Here is a 24,110-nt window from a genome sequence, read left to right on the forward strand (position 1 = left end):
TTCGTTTACTAAAAAATCTTTGCAAACAAGGAGAACAGAAAATGGCAAACGAACTAAAAAGCGGCTCCACTCTGCCTCAAAAAAGATCAAGACGCCGAGAAAATGAGAAACAGAAGCGGTTCAAGTGGATGAATGACATACATAAAAAAGAGAGCCCACAAAATAACGACAAAGAAAGTAGAAATTTCAAAATATATCGCACCCGCAAGATTCCCATTTGGCTAAGAATCGTGATTGTGCTGATTCTAATGTTTTTTGCGTCCATATGTGGACTGATGATCGGATATGGTGTAATTGGCGAAGGCGCCCCAATGGATGCATTGAAATGGGAAACATACCAACATATTCTCGATCTCATTAACGGAAAAGAATAGCGTATGCACCACAAATTTTCGTGGAAAGATGAAAGTAATGGATTCACTCCTTCCTAAGGATGTCATATCCAAGGCTGCCGCTTTTTTCGTTTGCTTTATTTTGAAATGAGGGGGAAATATCATGTTAAATGCTGAACAAATTCAAGCCATTTTGCCGCATCGTTATCCTTTTTTGCTAGTTGACCGCATCATCGAAATCGAAGAAGGGAAAAAAGCAGTAGGCATCAAAAATGTGTCTATTAACGAACCATTCTTCAACGGCCATTTCCCAGGCTATCCAGTGATGCCGGGGGTATTAATTGTGGAAGCATTGGCGCAAGTTGGCGGAGTGGCATTATTGAATTCTGAGGAATTTAAGGGAAGATTAGCCTTTTTAACAGGAATTGACAACGCCCGCTTTAAACGTCAAGTCGTTCCAGGTGATCAGTTGAAATTGGAAGTGGAGTTTGTGAAATTGCGCGGCACGATGGGGAAAGGCCACGGCGTTGCGACAGTGAACGGCGAACTTGTCGCAGAAGCAGACATTTTATTTGCAATCGGCCCGGAAGCTCCAAAAACAAAATAGGTTTCGTTCCGTTTATGCACCTCCTTCTTCCTAGAGACGAAGCCGAAAATGAATAATTCGAACAGAACTGTATACCCTTAAATGGTAAATAGGTTTGAAAAAAGATAGTAAAAGAGATAAAATGTAACAGTTGACTTTATTATTTTTCATAGATAGAGTATAAGCACCCTTGGCTTTTTTATTATAGGAGGTTTAATAATAAAATGTATAAACAGCTATCTTCGGGCGTAAAAATCAGCATTACACGTTCCATTTCAACCGCTTTTGAAAATTATTTGGCGAGCATTGGCTGGGATGAAGATCGCTTCTCGATGGAAGAGTTTATGAAAAGATGGCAAGAATATTTCTTAGAAAATGCAGCATGGTTTGAAAAAGTGCCGCAAGAAGTGTTATTGAGCCCTGAATTCCACGAAGAAATCGCTCAAAAAATCGATGAAGTCATTGCCAAAATTTTGAATGAAAAACCGACGAAAAAACAGATTGAATCCATCGAAAAAATGCAGAAACAGCTCGGCACAAATTATACCTATGGCTGTAAGGCAGAAGCAAATTATGTTGAACAATTGTTGAAAGAGCGATTGAAAGAAAAGGAATGCTGACAGACTCGATCAAATAAATGGAAAAAGTTCTAAAATCGATAATGGATAGTTCCCTCCTTTTTCGCACAAATTAAAATCAGTCACTGACGAGGTGACGATTCGCGAAGAAAGGGGGGATTTTTTATGAAGCCGTTCTTCTATGCGTTATTGTTAGGGTCTATTTTATTAGTGGGCTGTAATAATAACGATGACGACAACGCCATTAACGATGTAGACAATGGCGTGGAAAAAGGCGTAGAAGATGTAGGTGAAGGTATTGAAGAAGGCGTGAATGATGTCGGAGAGGGCATAGACGAAGCTCTTGACAATGACGTCAATAATAACGATCGACAAAACCCAGGATTGCGTAATGATGTCATGCCAGACGATAAAGGTGTAAATGGCGATGAACGCGGCAACCAAGAAGATGTAATCGAGGACGCTAAAGACATCCGCGACGAAGATACGAAAGATGAATAATCCATTTAAGGGGCTATCTGATTTAGATAGCTCCTTTATTTAAAGGAACTCTCCTTACATACATCTGCCCTTGGAACTGGGCGAAAAATAGAGCAATTTAGTAGGTTCAAAAAACTATACTTGGAGCATTGGTTTGGGTCGAAAATTCCCCCTCGGAGCAACAGCCGCCCCCTGCAATGCTGGGTCGAAAAATTTATCCTCGGCGCATCGGTCGCCCCCTGCAAAGCTGGGTCGAAAAATTTATGCTCGGCGCATCGGTCGCCCCCTGCAATGCTAGGTCGAAAAATTTATCCTCGGCGCATCGGTCGCCCTAAGCAATGCTGGGTCGAAAAATTTATCTTCGGCGCATTCGCCCTAAGCAATGCTGGGTCGAAAAATTTATGCTCGGCGCATCGGTCGCCCTATGCAATGCCGGGTCGAAAAATTTATGCTCGGCGCATCGGTCGCCCTATGCAATTCTTGGACTAAATAAATTTATCCTCTCAAGGACGGCCGCTCCTTCATACCTTTTCGAAATTCGTGCAATAATTCCTCTTTCGTCAAATTTTTCTCAAGCAAGGATTGCAGCAACTGTTCAGCATATTTTAAACGCACCGCTCGAATATGCCCCTTTAATAAGATTGAAAGCCGATTGCCGATTTCTTCAATGGTTAGCACTTTGACTGTAAATGGGGCAGGTTCATTATCCATTGAAGTAATGGTCACTCGCACATCAAAAAACTCCTGGGTATCCAAAAAATTTTTAAAATGCTGCTTGTATTGCTGCTCCACTAGCAATTCTAATATCCAAGTTTTTTCCTTATTTTCTTGATTAATCGTAATACCGTCAATCAGAGGAACATCTACACCATCTTGTTCAATTTGAAAGGAAATCATTTTGAAGGTTTTCATGCATCTCCCTCCTAAAACGGAACTATGTTTTCAGTATAACATGAGGAATTTCTACTTCATGTATAAAAAAATTAAAAATTGCAAAATTTTTGTTTTGAGCGTTTTTGAAAAAGGCGTTCCAAAGCTGTTATCAACGTAGTTTTGCATGATTTTGGGAACATTTATTCTGTTTGAAAATATAAAAATCAAATGAAAAATAAGGGAATATCACGAATTTCCAATTTTGATAGCAACAATCAAAATAGATAAGATGTAGAAAAGGAGGTGAATGAATGAATCATGTCGGACTAGTCGGGCGATTAACAAAAGATCCGGTTCTTCGGGCGTTTGGAGATAATCGAGTTGCTACGAGCTTTATCGTAGCTGTTAATCGCAATTACCGCAATAGTCAGGGGGATGTGGATACGGATTTCGTTACATGCACAGCATGGGGGAAACTGGCAGAACGCATCGTCCAATATTGCGGCAAAGGATCACTTATCGGAATCAACGGTCGATTGCAATCCCGCTCCTATATGGCAAAAGAAAATGTGAGAGTATTTACAACGGAAGTCGTCACCGATGATGTCCGATTTTATTCACTCAAGCCACCAAGTAAGCAGGTGGAAATAGAAAAGGATTTCGTCCTTCCTGAAACAGAAGAAGGACTACCCATTGCACAAGGGTCTTCCATTTAAGAATGGCTGATGAATTTGGGAATGGTTTAGGGAAAATATGGAGGTTAGAAGAAGCAAAGGATTTCGGGTAAACATTAGTGGTTGGAAAATGTGTACGGAAGGTAAATGAAGAAAATTTGTTGGAGCATTTAAATGAAATGAATGGGGAGAATGGCTAAAAAATTGAAACAGGGGGTGAGAAGAAAACTGCTGGTTTGTGACCGCCCAGCAGTTCAGAAAAAGGATACAGAATTATTAATTGGAATACAATTGAATATCGTGAACCTACATATGAATAACTTGGTTGAAAATGAAGTGAGGCTACAAACGAATAAACGAGGAAATCAGAATACACCTATCCTAACTTCCTCCTATAGTTAGTTCTAGGCTGTCTAGAGAGCAAGGCTTTCTCGACAGCCTTTTTTTGTGGAGTGAATGAATGGATATGAGAGGGATAGACGAATAACTCGGCTGCTTCTTCTGTTGGGGATAATGCTTCATTTTGTACGTATATAACCTCAATTAGTTAGTATATTAATTTATTTAGTGCGTATGCAACTTCATTTGGTGCGGATACTGCCTCGTTTCGGGCGTTTGCTACTCCATTTGGTGCGGATACTGCCCGGTTTCGTGCGTTTGCCTCCTCCATTCGTGCGGATACTGCCACGATTCGTGCGTTTACTTCCTCATTTCGTGCGGATACTGCATGGTTTCGTGCGTTTACTTCTTCATTTCGTGCGGATACTGCATGGTTTCGTGCGTTTGCCTTCTTATTTAGTGAGGATACTGCTCGGTTTCGTGCGTTTACCTCCTTATTTCGTGCGGATACTGCATGGTTTCGTGCGTTAGCCTCCTCATTTGGTGCAGATACTGCTTGGTTTCGTGCGTTTACTTCCTCATTTCGTGCGGATACTGCCTCGTTTCGTGCGTTTACTTCCTCATTTCGTGCGGATACTGCATTGTTTCGTGCGTTTGCCTCCTCCATTCGTGCGGATACTGCATGGTTTCGTGCGTTTGCTTCCTCATTTGGTGCGGATACTGCCCCGATTCGTGCGTTTACTTCCTCATTTGGTGCGGATACTGCTCCATTTCGTGCGTTTACTTCCATATTTCGTGCGTTTACCTCCTCCATTCGTGCGGATACTGCCATGATTCGTGCGTTAGCCTCCTCATTTGGAGCTGATACTGCTCCATTTCGTGCGTTTACTGTAAATTATCACTTTATTTCGGAACAAAAGAGCCATTTTTTTGCACATTCCTTCAGAAAGCCCTCTCCCCTTTTCTGAAAGAATGTGCTAAATTTTTTGTGAATTATTTCATAGGGGGATGGAAGATCTGTGATCTTGATTCATGATTTTGGAGTCGATCTCGAAACCTATCATGAATTAGGAAAAAACAATGACTTTCCTATGGTGGAGGAGTGCCCACATTGTCATGCGAAGCATTCCCTTCATCGCCATGGTTTTTATGAACGGAATGCCATCACCGCAGAAAAGGAATATCGTCTCTTGATCTGCCGTTTTCGTTGTTCGATTTGTTTCCAAACGGTGTCCATCCTCCCTCACTTTCTTCTCCCATACTTTCAACATACGACTCGTACCATCGTTCAATGGCTCCATGATGTGCTTCATCAAACCGGCACAAATCCATCAAAAAGACAACTCATTTCTTTCTATCTCCGACGATTTATCCAAACAATTTCATGGATTTATATGTATTTTGCTTCGGTGAAGAAATCTTTCGGTTGGGAGCGAGATACCCAACAACAAGCTTGTCGATCGATCGGGAAAATCCAACAATGGGGAGAGGAACGGTTTGTCAAAGAGTCGTGGGGGTATTTGTCGACCTACTTTATGGCACATTGTTTTGGACGATAAGGAAGCGCATCTAGGTGTTGAGGTCGTCCCACATACCTTTTGCCTCGACAGGTGGAAAAGAAGAATTTATCATCAAAGGTGAAATGGATAGCCGGCTGTCCTTCGAAATGAAAAAGGAGGATGGAAACGATGGACGAACACATGAGAGAACAAATTGCCTTATTCCGATTCGGATTGATTGCCCCACTTTTGAATGAACAAGTAGATCCGAAGAGCTACCTCACTGAGATGGCTAATCGCATTCATGAAATGCCGTATTACGGAGAGAAACGGATCGCTGCGAAAACGATTCAAGACTGGTACTTGCGTTATCGGAAAATGGGATTTGAGGGATTAAAACCGAAGAAGCGCTCGGATCGTGGACATTCCCGAAAGCTGTCTCCAGAAGATGAGGATTATATTCTAGCGATGAGAAAAAAATTTCCCCAAGTGCCAGTGACGGTTTTTTACCAACAACTGGTACACCAAGGGGAAATCAACGTTGTCAATCACTTATGACAGAGATTGGTAGCACTATTGTGCGGGAAGAAGCAAAATTCATACCAGCTACCATGAAGCGTGTTCAGCATATTGAACACGCCTATGAGTGCAGGTCCTGTAAAAAAGATTTGAACAAAAACTCACAAATCAAACGCGGGAAAGCACCACAACCTGCCATTCAGCGAAGCATTGCAGGACCAACGGTCTTAGCAAAACTTATTTATGACAAGTTTGTCCTTTATTTACCCTTATATCGGCAAATAAAGGAATGGCATCGTTATGGGCTCTTGACAAATGACAAGAATCTTTCCAACTGGGTGATTCGCACAGCAGAAGATTGGCTTCTTCCATTATATAATCGGATGAAAGAAAAGCTCATGAAAAAATCCATCCTCCATGTCGATGAAACCTATGCCCAAGTTTTGAATCGCTCTGATGGGAAGCCAGCCCAGTCTAAGGCTTACAACTGGGTATTCCGTAGCGTAGGATCTCAAGGTCCAGCAATTGTTCTGTTCCATAGTGCTTTATCCCGAAGTCGGGAAATTTTGACTGACTTTATGAAAGGCTTTAAAGGGACGATTATCTGCGATGGATATTCTGCATACCATGATGTGCCAAATATTCATTTTGCCAACTGCTGGGCTCATGTTCGTCGATACTGGTTAAAAGCCGAAAGTAAAAATGGACAGATTGGTGTCGATTATTGTGATTGACTTTACCGCCTAGAACGGAAATTTAAGAAACTTCGGCCGAGCGAACGGAGAAAAGCTAGACAAAAAGAGTCCAAACCTATCGTTGAGGCATTTTTCAAATGGATTGATGAATCTCCTTTCTATGGGAAGAATGCCCTTGCCAAAGCTGCGGAATATACATTGAAGCACGCCGAAGGTTTAAAAGCTTTTCTGTATGATGGACGCATTGAAATGGACAACAACCCAGCTGAAAATGCGATTCGGCCGAATGTCATTGGACGAAAAAACTGGCTGTTTTCCGTGAGTGAATCGGGAGCCGATGCAAACGCCATCTGTTTAAGCTTGGCTGAAACGGCAAAAGCGAATGGAATTGATTTTTATCAATACTTAGTGAAAGTATTGTCGGAACTCCCAAGTTTACCAATCCATCAACAGCCAGAAATATTAGATCGCTATTTGCCATGGTCGAAAACAATTTGTGAATCATGTGCAATGGCAAAATAGCCCTTAATCCGAAAAAATATTGGATTGAAGGGCTATTCGTCGTGCGTACCAGAGGGTGCGCATTTTTTTATTTATCTCACATATTTCGGGCTTACTTGCGACGTAAGCCCGAATTCAAATGACGCATATCAATCGATCGTACCTCCCTGTAAGATAGAGTTATCGATTACAGAGGAGGTATTTTTGTTTGGCAGTTGAAAAATTAAATATCGTCCCTGTCAATTTGGAATCCGATTCTGATTCAACTCCACCCTCAACGAGTCGTGGTCCTCTCTAACCTGTATGCGTTATTCAAGCAACAAATTTTAAAATCTCCTTTTACCCCGGTGTAAAACCTCACATCATTCAAATGGTCATCAAGGAGTTTAATAGAAGTGATTCATGATTTTACTAAGTGTAAAAATATCTACATCATTTGTGGTCGTACGTATATTTTCAGCATCCGATTATACAGAGTTTTCTATTAACTATGTGGAATGTAAATCCTTATATTTTTAATATCAATGTTCGTCAGCGAACTGTTGTGTAATGCAAAATAAAAGTGCAGAGTATTGCCATACACTTGGCGTTGGGACTTTACATGGAGTGGCGAGCATGATAGCCTCGTTCAGGCAAAAGCCAGCCCTTGATATTGCTGGCTTCGAGGCTTTTTAATCATGCATGCAGAGGCTCCATGTCAAGTTGCAACACTATGCATTTGCAATTGCACAACTGTGTACTCTTTCATTGCAAAACACAACAATCAATGCCTCGCATAGGCAACTGCTGGGACAATGCTTGCATCGAGAGTTTCTTTTGCAAATTGAAAGCTGAATTACCCGCTTTTTCAGTACCAGAAACGAAAACAGAAATGATTCAAGCTGTATCAGAATATATCTTGTATTATAACGAAATTCGGCCCCAATTAAAACTAAAAATGAGTCCGATAAAATATCGCAAATTAAAAATAGCCTAGGATGAACAGAGCGTTTTTTCCCTTCCATTTTTGAAGCAACCAACCATGGAGTTTTCACTCTATATCCTGAGTAATCTGTCAAAGGCTCTTTTCACTTTGACTCATTACTTACGATATAGAATCATCCATCCATGGTGGTTGTATCAAAAAAATGTGCCTTTTTCGCACTAAAAAATAATACTGAATAGGAAAAAGAGAAAGAATGTAATTCATCAATCGAATGAAGGCAAGATTACTCAAATAAAAATGGACGCTTTTTTTATTGTCCACTTGACAGGTAATAAGTCAACCAACTTGTGCGTTTGATAACCCCTTTGGTGCGGATAGAATCCAAATTCGTGCATATAGAGACCCTTTTCGTGCAGATGGAATCCCAATTGGTGCGTATAGATCCTTTTTTTTGAGCAGAAGAAAATGATTCCCTCTTTTATGCGAATACAAGCTAATATTTGAAGAAAATCCCACACAATATTTTCATCAAATCCGCTTTCCTCTTTGGATACAAATACACATTGAATTTACATTGGAGAATGTGGTAAAATATGGTTATTAGCATCGTTATCAAAGGAGGAAAAGGGTTGGACTGGAATGATTTCATTTTAGCATTGGGAATTGCGGCAGCTGGATATTTTATTGGGGAAGGTTTAAAGAATTTCAAAAGACCCGATGTTCTGGATTCATTGGATGATGACGATTACGAACTGATCAATGAACGGGACGTGCATTATTTTATGGGGATTTCCAAAGAAGATGCAAAATCATTGATCCAGGAACATCCTGACATTCCGCATATTTTGATTAATGGCAAAGTGTATTATCCAAAGGCCCAATTGCGTGAATGGTTAATGAATCTAGGGATGGAACAACAAAAATAATTTTGAATGATTCAACCAAGCCCGGCATGATGAAAAATTTAAAATAGAAAGAAAGGCTGTATGTGCAGTGAATGATTGGATGACGAAAGTAAAGAATAAAAAATTTATCGCATCCTTCAGCGGGGGAAAGGACAGTACGCTTGCTTTATATAAAGCCATGCAAGCGGGAGAACCGGTTGGACTGATCGGGATGCTGGATGAAACGGATCACTTCTCCTACTCCCACCGATTGTCACCTGAATTTTTGGAAGCGCAAGCCCGTGCCATAGGCTGTCCCATCTTTACACGCGCCGCCAGCTGGACAACCTATGAAGAAAAGTTCATCCAGCTATTGGAGGAGGCAAAGGAAAAAGGGGCGGAAGTGCTCGTAACCGGCGATGTGGACGTACCTGACCACGGTTCCTGGCACGAAAACGTCGCGAATAAGGTGGGGCTTAATTTATGTATGCCCCTTTGGCACAGAGAGCGTCGAGAAATTGTCGAGGGATTTGTTGATTCTGGTTTTGTGGCCATGGTGACAACAGTGAATTTATCAATGGGTATGCGCATGGATGACTTGGGAAGAATATTGACCCGTGATTACATAGAGGAGCTTGTGGAACGGTCCATCGATCCATGCGGGGAAGCAGGGGAATTTCATACAACGGTGTTGGATGGTCCGATTTTTTCGGCGCCGATTCAAGTGGAAAAGTTGGACATCATTCGCAAAGATGCATATGTCTTTTTGCCGTTGAAATTGAAATAGTAATAAATATCGCATGTTTAATGCAGTTAGCAATGTCCCTGAACTTTTCGGTTATCCAAAGGGCGCTACATTTCGGTGCATCGAATTATTGCCATTTATTCACAACATAAAACCATTCCCACCTGCGGAAACGAGCATGAAAAAATATGCAAGTTACTAAATTTAATAAGATCCGATTTGCTCGTTTATGGCGAAAAATGGACATTCTCTGGTGTTTATGGGCATCGGAATAAGGGAATTTCAATAGAAAGGAAGCATTTTGCCCAAATAATCAATTGAATATTTTACCTATACTTGAGAAATCTAAGATATGTGGATGAATAACGGTTTTTATTGGAGGTAGCGCTATTGAATCTCGCAGATGTGTTGATTATTGTCGGTTCGGTAATCATATGCTTCATCTTCATAGTTTTTATCGTCAGTGGATTATATTTGTATTTTATTGACCGCAGCCAAAAGCAACATCCGGTGTTGCGCAATTATCCGGTTATCGGCAGGGCGCGGTACTTATTTGAAACAATCGGCCCCGAATTGCGCCAATATTTATTCGATCATGATACAGAAGGGAAGCCCTTTTCCCGATTTGAATATCAAACCATTGTGAAGTCTGCCAAATATAAACGGGATGTGATTGGATTTGGATCATTGCGGGATTTCGAGAAACCCGGTTTTTATATCCGCAATTCCATGTTTCCGAAACTGACGGAAGAATTGAAAATGGATGAAGAAACAACGGTGAAGACGAAAAGATACATCCTTTTGAATGAGCCGTTGTTTGGACAGCGAAAAGAAAAGTTCGAGGACCACGAATCCAAGGCCTTTCTCTTGCAAGATGAAGATGCAATCGTCATTGGGGAAAACACAAGGCATCCATTCATCGTCAAAGGGCAAATCGGCATGTCCGGTATGAGTTACGGTGCCTTGGGCAAAAATGCAATTACTGCGTTATCCGAGGGGTTGGGAATAGCAAAAGGGACATGGATGAACACCGGAGAAGGCGGGCTTTCTGAATATCATCTGAAAGGCAATGTGGATATCATTATGCAAATTGGTCCCGGTTTATTTGGCGTACGGGATAAAGAAGGGAATTTCAACTGGGATGCATTGATGGAAAAAAGCCAAATTCCGCAGATCAAAGCCTTTGAACTGAAATTGGCGCAAGGGGCGAAAACGCGCGGTGGCCACATCGATGCTGAAAAAGTGACGGAGGAAATTGCAAGAATCCGCATGGTGGAGCCGTTTACATCCATTGACAGCCCGAACCGGTTCAAAGAGTTTGATGATTTTCATTCTTTATTCAATTTTATGGAACAAATCCGGGAGAAAACGGGGAAGCCGGTTGGAATGAAGGTCGTAATTGGAAGTCCTCATGAAGCGGAAGAATTGGCAAAGGCCATGAAAGAAACTGGGAAAGGTCCAGATTTTATTACGGTTGATGGTGGGGAAGGCGGTACAGGTGCGACTTATCAAGAATTAGCTGATAGCGTTGGATTGCCAATTAAGTCTGCCTTGCCGTTATTGCATACTTCGCTAGTGAAACATGGCGTGCGGGACCAAGTGAAAATTATTGCATCAGGCAAATTGTTTTCCGCAGACCGAATTGCCATTGCTCTAGCCATGGGAGCGGATCTTGTTAATATTGCCCGCGGATTTATGATTACGGTAGGTTGCATTCAAGCATTAAAATGCCATTCCAATGCTTGCCCTGTTGGTGTTGCAACAACGGATCCGGATTTGCAAAGAGCACTGGTTATTGATGAAAAGAAATACCGCACGGCCAACTATGTTATTACATTGAGGGAAGGATTGTTTCGCATTGCTGCTGCATGCGGCATTGATTCCCCAGTTCACTTTAAACCAGAACATGTAGTTTATAAAGATGAGAAAGGAAGAGCCTTTCCATTAGAAGAGATGTATGAATCATTATTGAAAAGTTGAGTTATAAAGGGATAGATGCAATAAAGGGGCATCTATCTTTTTGTATGTATTAAGTAGATGAAGTTTAATGGATGTGGAAGGAATCTTAACAATTGGTTCGGATACAGCATCAATTCGTGCGGAAGCTACTTCAATTCGTGCGGATACCACTCCAATTTGTGCGGATACCCCCCAATTCGTTCGGATGCCACTTCAATTCGTGCGGATACCACCCTAATTCGTGCGGATATCCCCCAATTCGTGCGGATGCCCCCTCAAGTCGTGCGGAAGCTACTTCAATTCGTGCGGATACCACCCCAATTCGTGCGGATACTACCTCAATTCGAGCGGATACCCCCCCAATTCGTGCGGATGCCACCCCAATTCGTGCGGATACTACTTCAATTCGTGCGGATGCCACCCCAATTCGTGCGGATACCACCTCAATTCGTGCGGATACTACCTCAATTCGTGCGGATACTACCTCAATTCGTGCGGATACCACCTCAATTCGTGCGGATACTACCTCAATTCGTGCGGAAGCTACTTCATTTCGTGCGGATACCACCCCAATTCGTGCGGAAGCTACTTCATTTCGTGCGGATACCACTCCAATTCGTGCGGAAGCTACTTCAATTCGTGCGGATACCACCTCAATTCGTGCGGAAGCTACTTCATTTCGTGCGGATGCCCCCTCAATTCGTGCGGAAGCTACTTCAATTCGTGCGGATACCACCCCAATTCGTGCGGATACCACCCCAATTCGTGCGGATACCACCTCAATTCGTGCGGATACCACCTCAATTCGTGCGGATGCTACTTCAATTCGTGCGGATACTACCTCAATTCGTGCGGATACCCCCCCAATTCGTGCGGATACTACTTCAATTCGTGCGGATGCTACTTCAATTCGTGCGGATGCTACTTCAATTCGTGCGGATGCTACTTCAATTCGTGCGGATACCACCCCAATTCGTGCGGATGCCACTTCAATTCGTGCGGATACCACCTCAATTCGTGCGGATGCCACTTCAATTCGTGCGGATGCCACTTCAATTCGTGCGGATGCTACCTCAATTCGTGCGGATACCACCCAACTGCTGGGCTCATGTTCGTCGCTATTGGTTAAAAGCTGATAGTAAAAATGGGCGGATTGGTGTAGATTATTGTGATCGACTTTACCGCCTAGAACGGAAATTTAAGAAACTTCGACCGAGTGAACGGAGAAAAGCTAGACAAAAGGAGTCCAAACCAATTGTCGAGGCATTTTTCAAATGGATTGAAGAATCTCCTTTCTATGGGAAGAATGCCCTTGCAAAAGCTGCGGAGTATACATTGAAGCACGCCGAAGGCTTAAAAGCTTTTCTGTATGATGGACGCATTGAAATGGACAACAACCCAGCTGAAAATGCGATTCGGCCGAATGTCATCGGACGAAAAAACTGGCTGTTTTCCGTGAGTGAATCGGGAGCCGATGCAAATGCCATCTGTTTAAGCTTGGCTGAAACGGCAAAAGCTAATGGAATTGATTTTTATCAATACTTAGTGAAAGTATTGTCGGAACTCCCAAGTTTACCAATCCATCAACAGCCAGAAATATTAGATCGCTATTTGCCATGGTCGAAAACAATTCGTGAATCATGTGCAATGGCAAAATAGCCCTCAATCCGAAAAAACTTGGGATTGAAGGGCTATTCATCGTGCGTACCAGAAGGGTGCGCATTTTTTTATTTATCTCACATATTTCGGGCTTACAGCGGAAAGCGTCCCCGGAACGGAAATCAATTTTAATAACATATCAAAAAAACATCATTTTCTCCAAAGAGAAAATGATGTTTCAGCTTGTAGACAAAGTCCCTAACTAGTGGCCAAATCTACAGGCTTTTTTTGTATAATAGGGATAGAATTCTTGGTTAACGGGGGAGGGTAGTGTATTTGGGGAATGTTGGCAAGTGGTTTTTTGTTTTATAGGACCTGCATAAATTAATTGCCAAACGTTACATTTTTAGTTTGCCATAAACACTATCGGTAGGCGGGAACATATCGACATATATAATTATAACGCCAACTACTAGATTTGTAATTGGCGTTATAATTATTATGACTTTAGTTTTGCTTTTAACTCTTTTATTTTTGATTCTATTGTTGATATTACTTTTTTAAATTCCTCATCACTCTTACCTGTAGGATCATCCAACCCCCAATCTTCCCTGTGTTTACATGGAAGGTAAGGGCATTCCACATTACACCCCATTGTAATAACAATATCTACTGGAGGTATTTCATCAAGCAACTTTGAATATTGAGTTTTCTCCATATCTATATCATAAAGCTCTTTCATTAGGCGCACAGCATCTTGGTTAATTTGAGGTTTTGTTTCTGTGCCAGCAGAGTAGCTTTCAAATACATCTCCTGCAAAGTGCTTACCAAGTGCCTCGGCTATTTGGCTTCGACATGAATTATGAACACATATAAATGCGACCTTTAGTTTATTGCTCATTAAACATTACCTCCTTTCTAGCTTTTTCTGGAAACCAGTGCCTTGTATTATTCGCTATCTTTACTAATATCAACATAACAGGCACTTCTGTTAGAACCCCTACAATGGTAGCAAGTGCAACTGGGCTTTGTGTTCCAAACAATGCAATCGCAACGGCAACTGCCAGTTCAAAAAAGTTAGAGGCACCAATCATACCAGCAGGCGCTGCTATCTCATGAGGTAGTTTTATAACCTTGCTTGCTAGATATGCAATGAAAAAGATTAGGAAAGTCTGAATAATTAATGGTATAGCAATTAAAACAATATGAAGTGGATTATTCAGAATTACATCGCCCTGGAATGAAAAGATTATTATTAATGTTAGCAATAGACCTATGGTAGTGATATTCCCAAACTTCGGTATAAAACTCTTTTCAAAGTAATCGAGTCCTCGCTTTTTTGTGATGTAATTACGGGTAATTATACCACCAGCCAGCGGGATAACAACAAACAATACTACAGATAAAACAAGAGTGTCCCAGGGTATGGTTACACCGCCCACACCTAGAAGAAACGCAACTATAGGCGTGAAAGCTATGAGAATTATAAGATCATTTGTTGCCACTTGCACGACGGTATAAGCCGCGTTGCCTTTGGTCAAATAACTCCATACAAATACCATCGCTGTACACGGTGCAGCTCCAAGAAGTATTGCTCCCGCAAGATAGTCTTGTGCCAATTCTGCCGGAATTAGAGATTTGAAAATTACAAAGAAAAACAGCCATGCAATGCCGAACATAGTAAATGGCTTTATCAACCAGTTGGTTATCCATGTAACAAAAAGCCCCTTAGGATTTTTACCTACATTTCTTATGCTTTGAAAATCTACTTTTAACATCATTGGATATATCATAAGCCAGATTAAAATAGCCATAGGTATTGAAACATTTGCATATTCAAAACGCCCTAAAAACGCTGGGATTCCGGGTAAAAACTTTCCAATCAATACACCTGCAAACATACATAAAATAACCCATACAGTTAAGTACTTTTCAAAAAATCCAATTCCACTATTACGTTCCTTACTCATGTAAATCAATCCTCCTTTCTTTCTAAGCTATCGAAAAATGTAATTAAGTTTTGTGGGATTTGTTGGATAGCTTTTGGTTTTTACAATTTCACCATCTAAAAGTGTTACAGGAAGAATATCTGCTCCTTCCTTTTGTAGAATTTCACTTATAACTTTATTGGAGAAAAAATCCTGAGGTTCACTTGACAAACCATGCCTTTTTATAATAATCCTTTTTCTTTAAGCGAATTAATAACAGTTGTTACTCTTAACAGCTCTGGGTCATTAGATGGTCCACAAACTCCTGTCGAGCAACACATTGCTGGGTCAAAAATCTCAATATTTTTCATTACTAAATCCTCCTTAACAACACTGATTATCAGATTTTTTATTTTTGCTCTTTTTACAAATACAATCTTCTTTATCGTTTGTTATGCATGTAAAGAAAGCTATAACCTCATCCGTTTTTTCTCTGTTTAATGTATATCTCATCCAAGCCCCATCACGTACTGCATTTACAAGACCGCTTTCAGATAATATCTTCATATGATAACTAAGAGTGGATTGAGAAATACTGAATTCTTCTAATATATCGCATGCGCACATTTCTCCACACGATAGCATATCTATAATCTTTAACCGTGTTTCATCTGACATAGCCTTAATTGCAGGAACATAATCTGCATATGAATGTTTCATAAAATTACCTCCTATATATTCATATGTATCAATGACATCGAATATTCTCGATATCTTATAACAAGAATATCAGGCATATCGATAGTTATCAATATGGTTTTATAATAAGTTAACGACAAAAAGCGCCGACTAAGATGCCACTGCACCTCAATCGGCGGTCAAATTCGTTTTATTTTTCTATATCAATTTCTATACCAGATTTAAATTCAATAGTTAGTTTATCATCATAGACCGTTATTTTCTCTATAAGTCTCCTTACTAGTTGCTCATCATACTCCTCAAGGAGGATGGATTGTTCATTAATGAATTTTTCCATATCTTCTAGCCTTTGCTTGGAGCCCTTTTTGCCAGCTTCTTCTGCTAAAGCCTTATGCCTTTCCTCTCTGAGCCTGTAAATCTCATCGGCTATATCGTTATAATCTTCTTTGGAATTGGCCAGCCTCAAAAGGTCTTTTTGTAATTCCTCTAGCTTTTTATCTATCTCGGAAACAATATTATTGTCCGTTTCACTTATCACTGTTTCTATATTTTCCTTTAAGATAGTTAAAAAGCCATCCTTTTGCCCTATTAGTTTATTAATTGCATCAACCGTAGCAAGGCCTATCATATCCTCCAGCACGGTTCGGGAATGACAAGTTAACCCTGTATTCTCAAGTCTACTGACGCATCTCCAAACAATCGATTTTTTACCTCGGTTATTCCAATGAACTCTACGGTATATTTCGCCACACTCTCCACAGAAGATAATTTGTGAAAATACATGATTTGAACTAAAGTTTCTTTTCTTTCCGCTAGTACTTATATGTCCTCTACTTCTACGGACTAACTCTTCTTGTACCTGCATGAAAATTTCACGCGGGATAATGGCTTCATGGTTATTCTCTACATAATACTGAGGTACGATTCCGTTATTCACAACCCTCTTTTTTGTAAGAAAATCTACCGTATAAGTTTTTTGGAGCAGTGCATCACCAATGTATTTTTCATTGCTTAATATTTTCCTTATAGTACTGGTATGCCACCTTTTTTTCCCCGCTCCCGTAAGTATGCCATCAGCTTCAAGTCCTTTTTTGATTTTATCCATACTTGAGCCTTCAAGATACTCTCGGTAAATCCTTTTGACTATTTCAGCTTCCTCCGGCACAATTACTAATCGCTTATTTTCATCTTTGGTATATCCTAAAAACCTAGAACAATTGACCATTACCTCTCCCTGTTGGTATCGGTATTGATAGCCAAGTTTTACATTCTGGCTTAATGACTGGCTCTCTTGTTGCGCTAAGGATGCCATAATGGTAAGCATAATTTCACCTTTGGCATCCAGTGTATTGATATTTTCTTTCTCAAAATATACCGCAACGTTTTTATCTTTAAGTTTTCTGATGTATTGTAGACAGTCCAAGGTATTTCTAGCAAATCGGCTTATTGATTTGGTAATAACCATATCAATTTTCCCAGCCATGCACTCATCAATCATTCGATTAAATTCGTCGCGATTTTTTGTATTTGTGCCGCTGATACCATCATCAGCAAAGATCCCTGCAAATTCCCACTCTAAATCAGAAGTATTTTACTTATGACATATCTAATACTTTATTGACTTCATCTAGGATTATCTCTTGAACTGTTTTTACTCCTCCATGAATGATATTAATGTTAAGTTCTTTTAAATTATTTAGTATATTTTCTAAAAGTTTTTTACCTTTTATCCGCTTAATGTATTCTCCATATTTGAATTTAGATAGTGTTTCTAATGGAATTGTATTATACATAATATTAAAAATTATAGATTTCTCAATCATTAATTTAGTCTGAACATCATCAATAAAAGTGTCTTTTAATAATAAAAAATATCTAAACGTCACATCATGTCTAATATATGGAGTAAAACCTAATGCCAAAGAGGTTAGTAAGATTTCCAATGTTTGTGCAACATATGAATACGTTGCTATGTTAAATACATCAATATTAGATAAATCTTGAAATTGGGGATATTCTTTTTTATATCTTTCACAACGTTGTTCTAAGGTCATTTGAGAGTCTGTGGAGTCAATGTATACTAGATTGTTCAAAATAAATTCGTCGATCTTACTTTCGATGTCTGATATCGTTCTAAATTTCTCATAAAATTCCTGTTTTCCACTTACTTTAGTATTAAGTATGCTTGAAATAAAAATCCAATAAAACTTATTTATAAAATCTTCGTTTTTAGTTTCATATTTCAATAACATTGATTTAATCGGTAGAATATGGATTGTGTTTTCAATATTATTTAACAGATTTAACGTATCATGAAAAGCGGTTTTAAAAATTCTTATAGTATTTTTATCTACAAACTTATCATCTGGTATCCTAAAAAAAGGTTCCATTTTCAATATAGGGTCTGGAACTACATGGTAATCTCCAAATAATTTGAAATAATAATGTTCAAAATCATCTATATCTAAATATATAGCACCCGATAACAATAAACTTTCAATTGAATTAGGACGCCTATCATTTTCAAAAACCAACAAACTTAATCTTTTAAGCCAAAAAATTTTGACCTCATCTATTATTTTTAAAATAGTATTTGAATCTAAATCTTCTTTCAACACAAATGGCTGATACTTTATTAATAAATCACTATATTCTTTCTGAATCTTGTTTAATACAGGACTGTTAAATTCCATAGTTTAACTCCTTATATTTTTGTTTATACCAATCTGGAAAATCATATTGACTTGCTAACAATTCTATGTGCTTTCTAAAAACTTTCTCTGTATCATAAATAACGCTCGGTAACTTTTGATAATTCTCTATATCAGGTATCGAATGGTATTTATGGAGTGGGTTGTCACAAAATATCATTGAACTTTCTCGTATTGCTCCCCAAAAGCCATGAACATAGTTGTTATCATATTCATAATAAATTTCATATAATTCCTTTTCATCTACTATTTCAAACTTCTTTTTAATAGATTGTGTATCAAAGTATCGAACATCTATATCTAAAAACTCCTCAAACATAGGTTCATTTACAAGTGCATTTAATATTGGTATTTCAATATGGCTATTTTCATCAACAATTGAACTTTCTCTTGCTCTTAACAAAACATGTTTATATTTTCCTACTCCATAAAGTTGATAATCTAAAAAAATACTTGAATTTGTATTTTCATTCATTAACAAATACTTCATCATAATGTAAACTTCTAAAATAGTTCTAAAAGCATGTCGCCCTAAAATAGAGTTTTCCAATTTTTTATCAATTAGTTCTTCAAATATTTTTGTCATATATACTGTTGATCCTAGTAGTACATTAAATTTTGCATCTTCTAATAAATTTTTTTTATTCTCTAACAGTAATTGTTCTAATACTTTTTTAGTATCATCAATGAATAAATTTACATCTGAAATTTGCTCACGAAACTCTATATACATGGGTTTACAATCAGTTAGCATTCCTAACTCACTCCAAAAATAGGAAATGTAACTGTCGTTCTTTTCTTCAAAGTCTAACCCCTCTAAAGATCTTATAGATGATCTGTATAATCTCATTCTTTCATCTTCATGTTCAATTAGGCTATAATTTTTGATAGCCTCCACCCCATTAAGACCTTCGAACAAATTTATTTTCCCTATATATAATGGTAAACAAATAATAAGATATCGAAGATCAGTAGTTGTATTAGATTGTGGATTATTAAACTCTTTAACAGCCTCCCTGATTATTGATAACCTATACTCCACAGTTTGCTCTCTAACGTAAAAGTATTTGTTAAACAGTTCATACTTATCACCTCGAAATAAAATTGTGAGAGGAGATAAAACAGCTGGCTCGACAAAACGATTGATTATATCATAAATTTCCCTTTGTTCTTGTTCCTTAGCATTTGTTATTTGAGATATTTTTGGTTTATAAATATCTATATCTAATCTTGATAATAAATATAGGATTCTTTGTCCAATTTCTAATCCTTCTTTTCTACCGTAATGGAGTAGTATTAATCCCAACCATAGATACTCTGGTAATCTTTCTTTAGTCCAAGAGTTTAATGCTAATTTATCTCCAAGTATTGAATTCATAGGAGTAATAATTTTCCCTTTAATATATTTATGGTCAGACAATCTACTTCGCCCTTTTGTTTCCAACAGATTTACCTCCTGTTTCAATCTATTTTTGTATTAATAATTGTTTAACAGAACTTACTCCATTAAAGAAAGAGAGAGCAGAGTTTTGCCAACAACAAAAAAGAGAAATTGAACAACATATTATAAATTTTCTTCTAAAACGGACCAATCCCTACCTTGTGAGAGGTCAACTTGGAACTCTTCAAGGAATAGTTTTAAGACATATTCTGCATTATCTGGCCCGCCAATATACCAATGTTCAGGAGAGAGAGCAACAGTAATGACATCCCATGAATACATTTCTCTCAGGAAACGCAAGTCCCTTCGTATTTCCTCTGTATCCTTTAAAATGTAGCAAGTATGTCCAGATTCAGTTTTACTTTGGAACGCAAAGAAGTCCAAATCCAGGTCTAAGATTAAGGAATGTCCTTCTGTATATGAGTTCATGAGATTCATCTCCTTAGCAAACTCTAGCATCTCTATTGAATCCCAATGAATCCCCCAAAGTTTCTCTATCCGTTTTTTGGGGAGATGTTTTTGCAGGTAAAGTGAGTGAGACTCTTGATCGAATAACCCATCTTGATCTTCTGGAGAAACATAAACTATTGTTTGGATTGTTTCTCTTGCAAAACCAGCCCATATGAAGTTATCTATTCCTACAATTGTTTCATTCCCTAATTTACTTTCCGTTAGAGATGACAGTTCCTTTAATCCCTTAGCTTGTAACAGCCCTGGAACCATTGCTCCATCGTTTGCAGCATCGAGGTGCTGGTCAACATGAAATAGCGTTGCATTGTTTTGAATCCACCCCTTGTCACGAGCTAAATCCCATGCAACAAATGCCCAATTATGGTGTTTCATTAGAAAAATTTTTTGCTCTGGAAACACAACTTTCCATTTATCGTCCTCTCTCCAAGTCACTTTTGTTTTCACACTCCTCTTCTCCTTTAATCTTTACCTATATTATTCAGCTAAATATAAAGAAACCTTTCTTTAAATAATCTGCTCTCGTTCAACAAAGGTTTTTTTACTCCTTTTTAAACTATTTATTCCTAATCACACCGCTTGACACGCTTGTAAGTATCAATAAGAAACACCCATCAAATCAAGGAGTCCCCTATGATTCAATTCTATCTTTTTTCTTCTTCGCCATGTTCTTTAACTTCTAAATTTATTTATCTGACAAATGGATCAGACAGTTTCAATCGCCATCACCCCACACATAATTCCCCATATCTTATATTTTGTGTAACTCGCTAAATAGATGAAAGGCTTGTTAATTTCTATCTTCTTTAGTGTTTTGTTTTTCAGTTAAACACTCAATTTATTAAGTGTACTTACAATAATGCTAGTAATAAATTGTCATTTCATAAAGGTTCTTATAGAAATTTGTTGAATATTGTATATTTAATTAAATGGCCCTTTAATTGAATAAAAGAAGCGATACCTCATTAAAGCATCGTACACGTTAACCATCCTCGAAGCGAGCCTCACCACAGATCATGGAAGTTAATTAGTTCTTCACTGGGAGTTCAATAAGGAAAAGAAAATTAAGATAATACACGTTACGCTTTAAATTAGCTTTTCATTTAATGATTTTTTGAGTTTATTAATACTTCAATAGGAAGAGGTTACCTCTTAGTACATCTATACTTGAAGGGGGTGGGGCGCAAAACGTTAGTAGCCGAAGGCTTGATATATGTTACTCCCCCTCGGAATTTTTTTATAAAAAATCCCTTATATAGGGTGATTTCAAAAATTCTAAAGTATTTTTTAGAAACTTTAAGGAGTTTACTAAATGTCTTTAATCATCCTCAATATTCTTTTTATTTGATAAAAATTTCTTTTTTCTTAAGCATGTTTTCTCCGCCAGTTATAAATAGCTCTTTAATTTGGACAAATCTACTAATATTGTAAAATATTTAAATTTAATGTAAATATTTTTCCTAATTCCCACTTATTTTTTTATATCTAATAAGCAGGAAATTATGTCAAAAATACCATACAAAAAAGGAATTGCAAAAATGATGCAGAAATAAATGGAAATAAAAGGGATGAATAGTTATGAAGGTAAATGGAGTAGAGGTAATAGAAATTGTCAAAACAAAAATACCGGAAGATAAAGTCTTTAAGGTAATCTACAAAGATAAAAAGATATTAAAGAAAACTATCAAAGCTGAGTTTCGAATGGTAAACAAACATAGGAAAATATGGGCCTATATAGTAAAAGATGAAAACTTCATGGATCTTCAAGAGGATTACATAAATATATTTAGCAAAATCCATGAAAAGATATATGAATACTTAATAAGGCACCATGGATATATTATCAGTCCATTGTGTTTAGCAATTAAAAAATCCAGTGTTTTGCAAGATTTAGAAAAAATGAAAAAGCAAGTACAAACTGATAGTTCAGGATGGTATTTCCTTCTTGAATAATCCCGCTTACGTTGACGTCCCATGTATTCACAATAACAGGTGGAACTATAGGGCTAGGTGGATATACAACTCAATTCTAATGCCTAAAGTAAACCAGAATATTATGGGAAGGACTCCAATCATGGAGCCCTATATTTACAGTAATAAAGTAAGCTGTTGAGGTTGTTCCGACTCTTGTACACCCATAATTCTAGCTAATTTCTTTGCAGATATCTTTCCTAATTCTTTAGGTTCAACTTTTTTTAGTCCTCCCCCATATTCTCGTCCCGCTTTAATAAATTGCTCATGTCCAATACTTTGTAGTGCATTAAAAACAGCTTCGTACAATAATGGATCGTTATTTAGCGCCTTCTTCAAGGAACCTTTTGGATACAATAATAAGAATACGTTAGTAGCGATAGCCTGGGATTTATTCCAGATAAATCTAAATGGATTTGAATCGCCTTCTCCCCTTCCCATATAAGTACATAAGAAGGGGGCTGGTTGCCTTTTCTCTTGGCTATACCATATCTTACGCTTACTTGTTAGATAACCGTTAGCAACTCCTAATTCCTTTCCCTTTTGCAGGTACTCCCAAAAATCAGGATATCTTTCTTGTATTATCTCTTCTGGAAGGTCACAATCAATCACAACTAAATTTTCGTTAAGTAATGGATATCCGTTTTCTCCGCTTTCGATAATGTCATTTTTAAGAATTCTAGGGGGTGGGAGAATCGGACGTAAGCATTCGAATGGAATTCCCTTTTGTACGGCGTCATCTTTACTTAGGATGAAGAACTCATTGTTTCCAGTTGCGATACCTCGTTTAATATCAAAGAACTCCGATAGAATTGAATAAGTCTGGTCTTCTTTGTTGTTTTCCTCGGTGGAGTTCGGTGTTAAAAATACTGTCCACTTATCAATCTTCTTCAACTCACCAATGCTTACGGTTTTAGTAATGAGTGGTTTCTTAGGGCTTCCACCAAAGGAGAAAGTTACCATATCTAAATCACAAGGAGTTTTCTTTTGGTACACTACCACCGACGATGTCACAAGTGCATCATCAAATCGTAAGTCTTTTGGGTCGTATTTATGAATATGAGTTACTGTAACTTTTTCTGTTAGATAACTTCTTATCACTCTTCCATAATTTACATCCATAAACTCGGAAGGTATTAACCAAGCAGCAATTGAATCATTTTCCAACCATTTATGGGAGAGCAGTATAAAGTAACAGTACAAGCCTGCCAATCCGCTTATGTTTAGATCCAATTGTTCCTTAACCGCATTCTTTAATAGCTCTTTGTAATCTTTATCCAAGTGATGATGCCTTACATAAGGTGGATTTGTAATAAGTAAGTTGAATAAGTCCTTTGAATTAACCTCCTGTGTAAAATCGCCATTTCTTATGTCGAGGTTCCATCCCCTCCAAAGGTTTTGAGAATAATTTACTATTTCTTCATCTTTTTCAATTCCGAGTGCAATTTCAACTTGCTCATTATCAATCTTTTGCAACAAAGCTGAATAAAAGGAACCTGTACCAATTGCAGGTTCAAGAAATCTTATGACTTCATCTTTCTTACCCATTTTTTTTCGAATAGTTAATACAAAATCGACAATTTCAGAAGCTAATCCTGGCGGAGTGGCGTATTGACCTAGCTTGTTTCTTTCGACCATACTCTTGGATTCATCAATCTTATGTTGTACGTTTAATCTTTCCTTTTCAATGTCATAGATGTTCAT

At 38.2% G+C, this 24,110-nt stretch carries 22 protein-coding genes and 5 pseudogenes; 14 read left to right on the forward strand and 13 right to left on the reverse strand.

From position 1 onward, the window contains the following. The first annotated feature begins 41 nt into the window (after nucleotides 1-41). The 4 genes from DKZ56_RS04980 (at nucleotide 42) to DKZ56_RS04995 (ending at nucleotide 1,997) form a co-directional block, all read left to right on the forward strand. Nucleotides 42-374: a DNA-directed RNA polymerase subunit beta gene (locus tag DKZ56_RS04980; protein WP_208651660.1), complete on the forward strand. Its 333-nt coding sequence runs from the start codon at nucleotides 42-44 to the stop codon at nucleotides 372-374. Between the two features lie 121 nt (nucleotides 375-495). Next, a complete protein-coding gene (gene fabZ / locus DKZ56_RS04985; RefSeq protein WP_208651661.1) occupies nucleotides 496-939 on the forward strand; it encodes a 3-hydroxyacyl-ACP dehydratase FabZ in 444 nt (147 codons plus the stop codon). Between the two features lie 203 nt (nucleotides 940-1,142). Continuing rightward, nucleotides 1,143-1,538 carry a hypothetical protein gene (locus DKZ56_RS04990; protein ID WP_208651662.1) on the forward strand — a complete coding sequence of 132 codons (396 nt, stop codon included), beginning with the start codon at nucleotides 1,143-1,145 and terminating at the stop codon, nucleotides 1,536-1,538. A 123-nt stretch (nucleotides 1,539-1,661) separates the two neighbouring features. After that, nucleotides 1,662-1,997 (forward strand): hypothetical protein, encoded by a 336-nt coding sequence (locus DKZ56_RS04995; RefSeq protein WP_208651663.1) that lies wholly within the window; start codon nucleotides 1,662-1,664, stop codon nucleotides 1,995-1,997. A gap of 474 nt (nucleotides 1,998-2,471) precedes the next feature. Here DKZ56_RS04995 and DKZ56_RS05000 read toward each other — a convergent pair whose 3' ends face one another. Beyond that, nucleotides 2,472-2,888: a YwpF family protein gene (locus tag DKZ56_RS05000; protein WP_208651664.1), complete on the reverse strand. Its 417-nt coding sequence runs from the start codon at nucleotides 2,886-2,888 to the stop codon at nucleotides 2,472-2,474. A 272-nt stretch (nucleotides 2,889-3,160) separates the two neighbouring features. On the opposite strand from DKZ56_RS05000, the gene DKZ56_RS05005 reads away from it, so the two are divergent. Beyond that, on the forward strand, nucleotides 3,161-3,565 hold the full coding sequence (locus tag DKZ56_RS05005) for a single-stranded DNA-binding protein (protein WP_208651665.1): 405 nt from the start codon (nucleotides 3,161-3,163) through the stop codon (nucleotides 3,563-3,565). A 505-nt stretch (nucleotides 3,566-4,070) separates the two neighbouring features. Here the strand turns inward: DKZ56_RS05005 and DKZ56_RS05010 are convergent. Continuing rightward, nucleotides 4,071-4,694, reverse strand: a complete 624-nt coding sequence (locus DKZ56_RS05010; RefSeq protein WP_208651666.1) for a hypothetical protein — start codon at nucleotides 4,692-4,694, stop codon at nucleotides 4,071-4,073. A 187-nt stretch (nucleotides 4,695-4,881) separates the two neighbouring features. Between DKZ56_RS05010 and DKZ56_RS05015 the strand changes: the two genes are divergently transcribed. The 7 genes and pseudogenes from DKZ56_RS05015 (at nucleotide 4,882) to DKZ56_RS05045 (ending at nucleotide 11,610) form a co-directional block, all read left to right on the forward strand. Continuing rightward, nucleotides 4,882-5,421, forward strand: a complete 540-nt coding sequence (locus DKZ56_RS05015) for a DUF6431 domain-containing protein (RefSeq protein WP_208651667.1) — start codon at nucleotides 4,882-4,884, stop codon at nucleotides 5,419-5,421. Between the two features lie 129 nt (nucleotides 5,422-5,550). Then, nucleotides 5,551-5,898 (forward strand): annotated as a pseudogene (locus DKZ56_RS05020) (helix-turn-helix domain-containing protein); the annotation flags it as partial. 5 nt (nucleotides 5,899-5,903) lie between these two features. Next, a pseudogene (gene tnpC, locus DKZ56_RS05025) lies at nucleotides 5,904-7,097 on the forward strand (IS66 family transposase); the annotation flags it as partial. Between the two features lie 745 nt (nucleotides 7,098-7,842). Then, on the forward strand, nucleotides 7,843-8,052 hold the full coding sequence (locus DKZ56_RS15945; protein ID WP_425471051.1) for an IS3 family transposase: 210 nt from the start codon (nucleotides 7,843-7,845) through the stop codon (nucleotides 8,050-8,052). A 578-nt stretch (nucleotides 8,053-8,630) separates the two neighbouring features. Then, entirely contained in the window at nucleotides 8,631-8,927 is a 297-nt protein-coding gene (locus DKZ56_RS05035; RefSeq protein ID WP_208651670.1) for a DNA-binding protein, read from the forward strand. Nucleotides 8,928-9,006: 79 nt separating this feature from the next. After that, on the forward strand, nucleotides 9,007-9,672 hold the full coding sequence (locus tag DKZ56_RS05040) for a Dph6-related ATP pyrophosphatase (RefSeq protein ID WP_208652170.1): 666 nt from the start codon (nucleotides 9,007-9,009) through the stop codon (nucleotides 9,670-9,672). Between the two features lie 348 nt (nucleotides 9,673-10,020). After that, the gene (locus tag DKZ56_RS05045) at nucleotides 10,021-11,610 is read left to right on the forward strand and encodes an FMN-binding glutamate synthase family protein (protein WP_208651671.1); all 1,590 of its coding nucleotides are present in this window, start codon (nucleotides 10,021-10,023) and stop codon (nucleotides 11,608-11,610) included. 130 nt (nucleotides 11,611-11,740) lie between these two features. Here DKZ56_RS05045 and DKZ56_RS05050 read toward each other — a convergent pair whose 3' ends face one another. After that, nucleotides 11,741-12,682, reverse strand: a complete 942-nt coding sequence (locus DKZ56_RS05050; RefSeq protein WP_208651672.1) for a coiled-coil domain-containing protein — start codon at nucleotides 12,680-12,682, stop codon at nucleotides 11,741-11,743. A 2-nt stretch (nucleotides 12,683-12,684) separates the two neighbouring features. Between DKZ56_RS05050 and DKZ56_RS05055 the strand changes: the two are divergent. Further along, a pseudogene (locus DKZ56_RS05055) lies at nucleotides 12,685-13,248 on the forward strand (IS66 family transposase); the annotation flags it as partial. A 439-nt stretch (nucleotides 13,249-13,687) separates the two neighbouring features. On the opposite strand, the gene DKZ56_RS05060 reads toward DKZ56_RS05055, so the two are convergent. The 9 genes and pseudogenes from DKZ56_RS05060 to DKZ56_RS05095 form a co-directional block, all read right to left on the reverse strand. Then, nucleotides 13,688-14,089, reverse strand: coding sequence for an arsenate reductase ArsC (locus DKZ56_RS05060; protein WP_208651673.1), 402 nt, complete (start codon nucleotides 14,087-14,089; stop codon nucleotides 13,688-13,690). Continuing rightward, a complete protein-coding gene (arsB, locus tag DKZ56_RS05065) occupies nucleotides 14,079-15,158 on the reverse strand; it encodes an ACR3 family arsenite efflux transporter (RefSeq protein WP_208651674.1) in 1,080 nt (359 codons plus the stop codon). Before arsB ends, DKZ56_RS05060 begins: the two co-directional genes overlap by 11 nt. Before the next feature lie 27 nt (nucleotides 15,159-15,185). Continuing rightward, nucleotides 15,186-15,487, reverse strand: a pseudogene (arsD, locus tag DKZ56_RS15950) (arsenite efflux transporter metallochaperone ArsD). A 13-nt stretch (nucleotides 15,488-15,500) separates the two neighbouring features. Then, nucleotides 15,501-15,836, reverse strand: a complete 336-nt coding sequence (locus tag DKZ56_RS05075; protein WP_208651675.1) for an ArsR/SmtB family transcription factor — start codon at nucleotides 15,834-15,836, stop codon at nucleotides 15,501-15,503. A gap of 169 nt (nucleotides 15,837-16,005) precedes the next feature. Continuing rightward, the gene (locus DKZ56_RS05080) at nucleotides 16,006-17,040 is read right to left on the reverse strand and encodes a recombinase family protein (protein WP_425471052.1); all 1,035 of its coding nucleotides are present in this window, start codon (nucleotides 17,038-17,040) and stop codon (nucleotides 16,006-16,008) included. Nucleotides 17,041-17,055: 15 nt separating this feature from the next. Then, nucleotides 17,056-17,379 (reverse strand): annotated as a pseudogene (locus tag DKZ56_RS15955) (recombinase family protein); the annotation flags it as partial. Nucleotides 17,380-17,410: 31 nt separating this feature from the next. Then, nucleotides 17,411-18,508 carry a hypothetical protein gene (locus DKZ56_RS05085; protein WP_208651676.1) on the reverse strand — a complete coding sequence of 366 codons (1,098 nt, stop codon included), beginning with the start codon at nucleotides 18,506-18,508 and terminating at the stop codon, nucleotides 17,411-17,413. After that, the gene (locus DKZ56_RS05090) at nucleotides 18,498-19,970 is read right to left on the reverse strand and encodes a DUF5677 domain-containing protein (RefSeq protein WP_208651677.1); all 1,473 of its coding nucleotides are present in this window, start codon (nucleotides 19,968-19,970) and stop codon (nucleotides 18,498-18,500) included. The genes DKZ56_RS05085 and DKZ56_RS05090 overlap by 11 nt, the downstream gene beginning before the upstream one ends. Nucleotides 19,971-20,090: 120 nt before the next feature. Further along, nucleotides 20,091-20,882: a peptide arginase family protein gene (locus DKZ56_RS05095; protein ID WP_208651678.1), complete on the reverse strand. Its 792-nt coding sequence runs from the start codon at nucleotides 20,880-20,882 to the stop codon at nucleotides 20,091-20,093. Nucleotides 20,883-22,013: 1,131 nt separating this feature from the next. On the opposite strand from DKZ56_RS05095, the gene DKZ56_RS05100 reads away from it, so the two are divergent. Next, nucleotides 22,014-22,388 carry a hypothetical protein gene (locus DKZ56_RS05100; protein ID WP_208651679.1) on the forward strand — a complete coding sequence of 125 codons (375 nt, stop codon included), beginning with the start codon at nucleotides 22,014-22,016 and terminating at the stop codon, nucleotides 22,386-22,388. Nucleotides 22,389-22,523: 135 nt separating this feature from the next. Here the strand turns inward: DKZ56_RS05100 and DKZ56_RS05105 are convergent, their stop codons facing one another. After that, the gene (locus tag DKZ56_RS05105) at nucleotides 22,524-24,110 is read right to left on the reverse strand and encodes an Eco57I restriction-modification methylase domain-containing protein (RefSeq protein ID WP_208651680.1); all 1,587 of its coding nucleotides are present in this window, start codon (nucleotides 24,108-24,110) and stop codon (nucleotides 22,524-22,526) included.

The sequence above is a fragment of the Ureibacillus thermophilus genome (assembly GCF_004331915.1).
Classification (GTDB): Bacteria; Bacillota; Bacilli; order Bacillales_A; family Planococcaceae; genus Ureibacillus; species Ureibacillus thermophilus.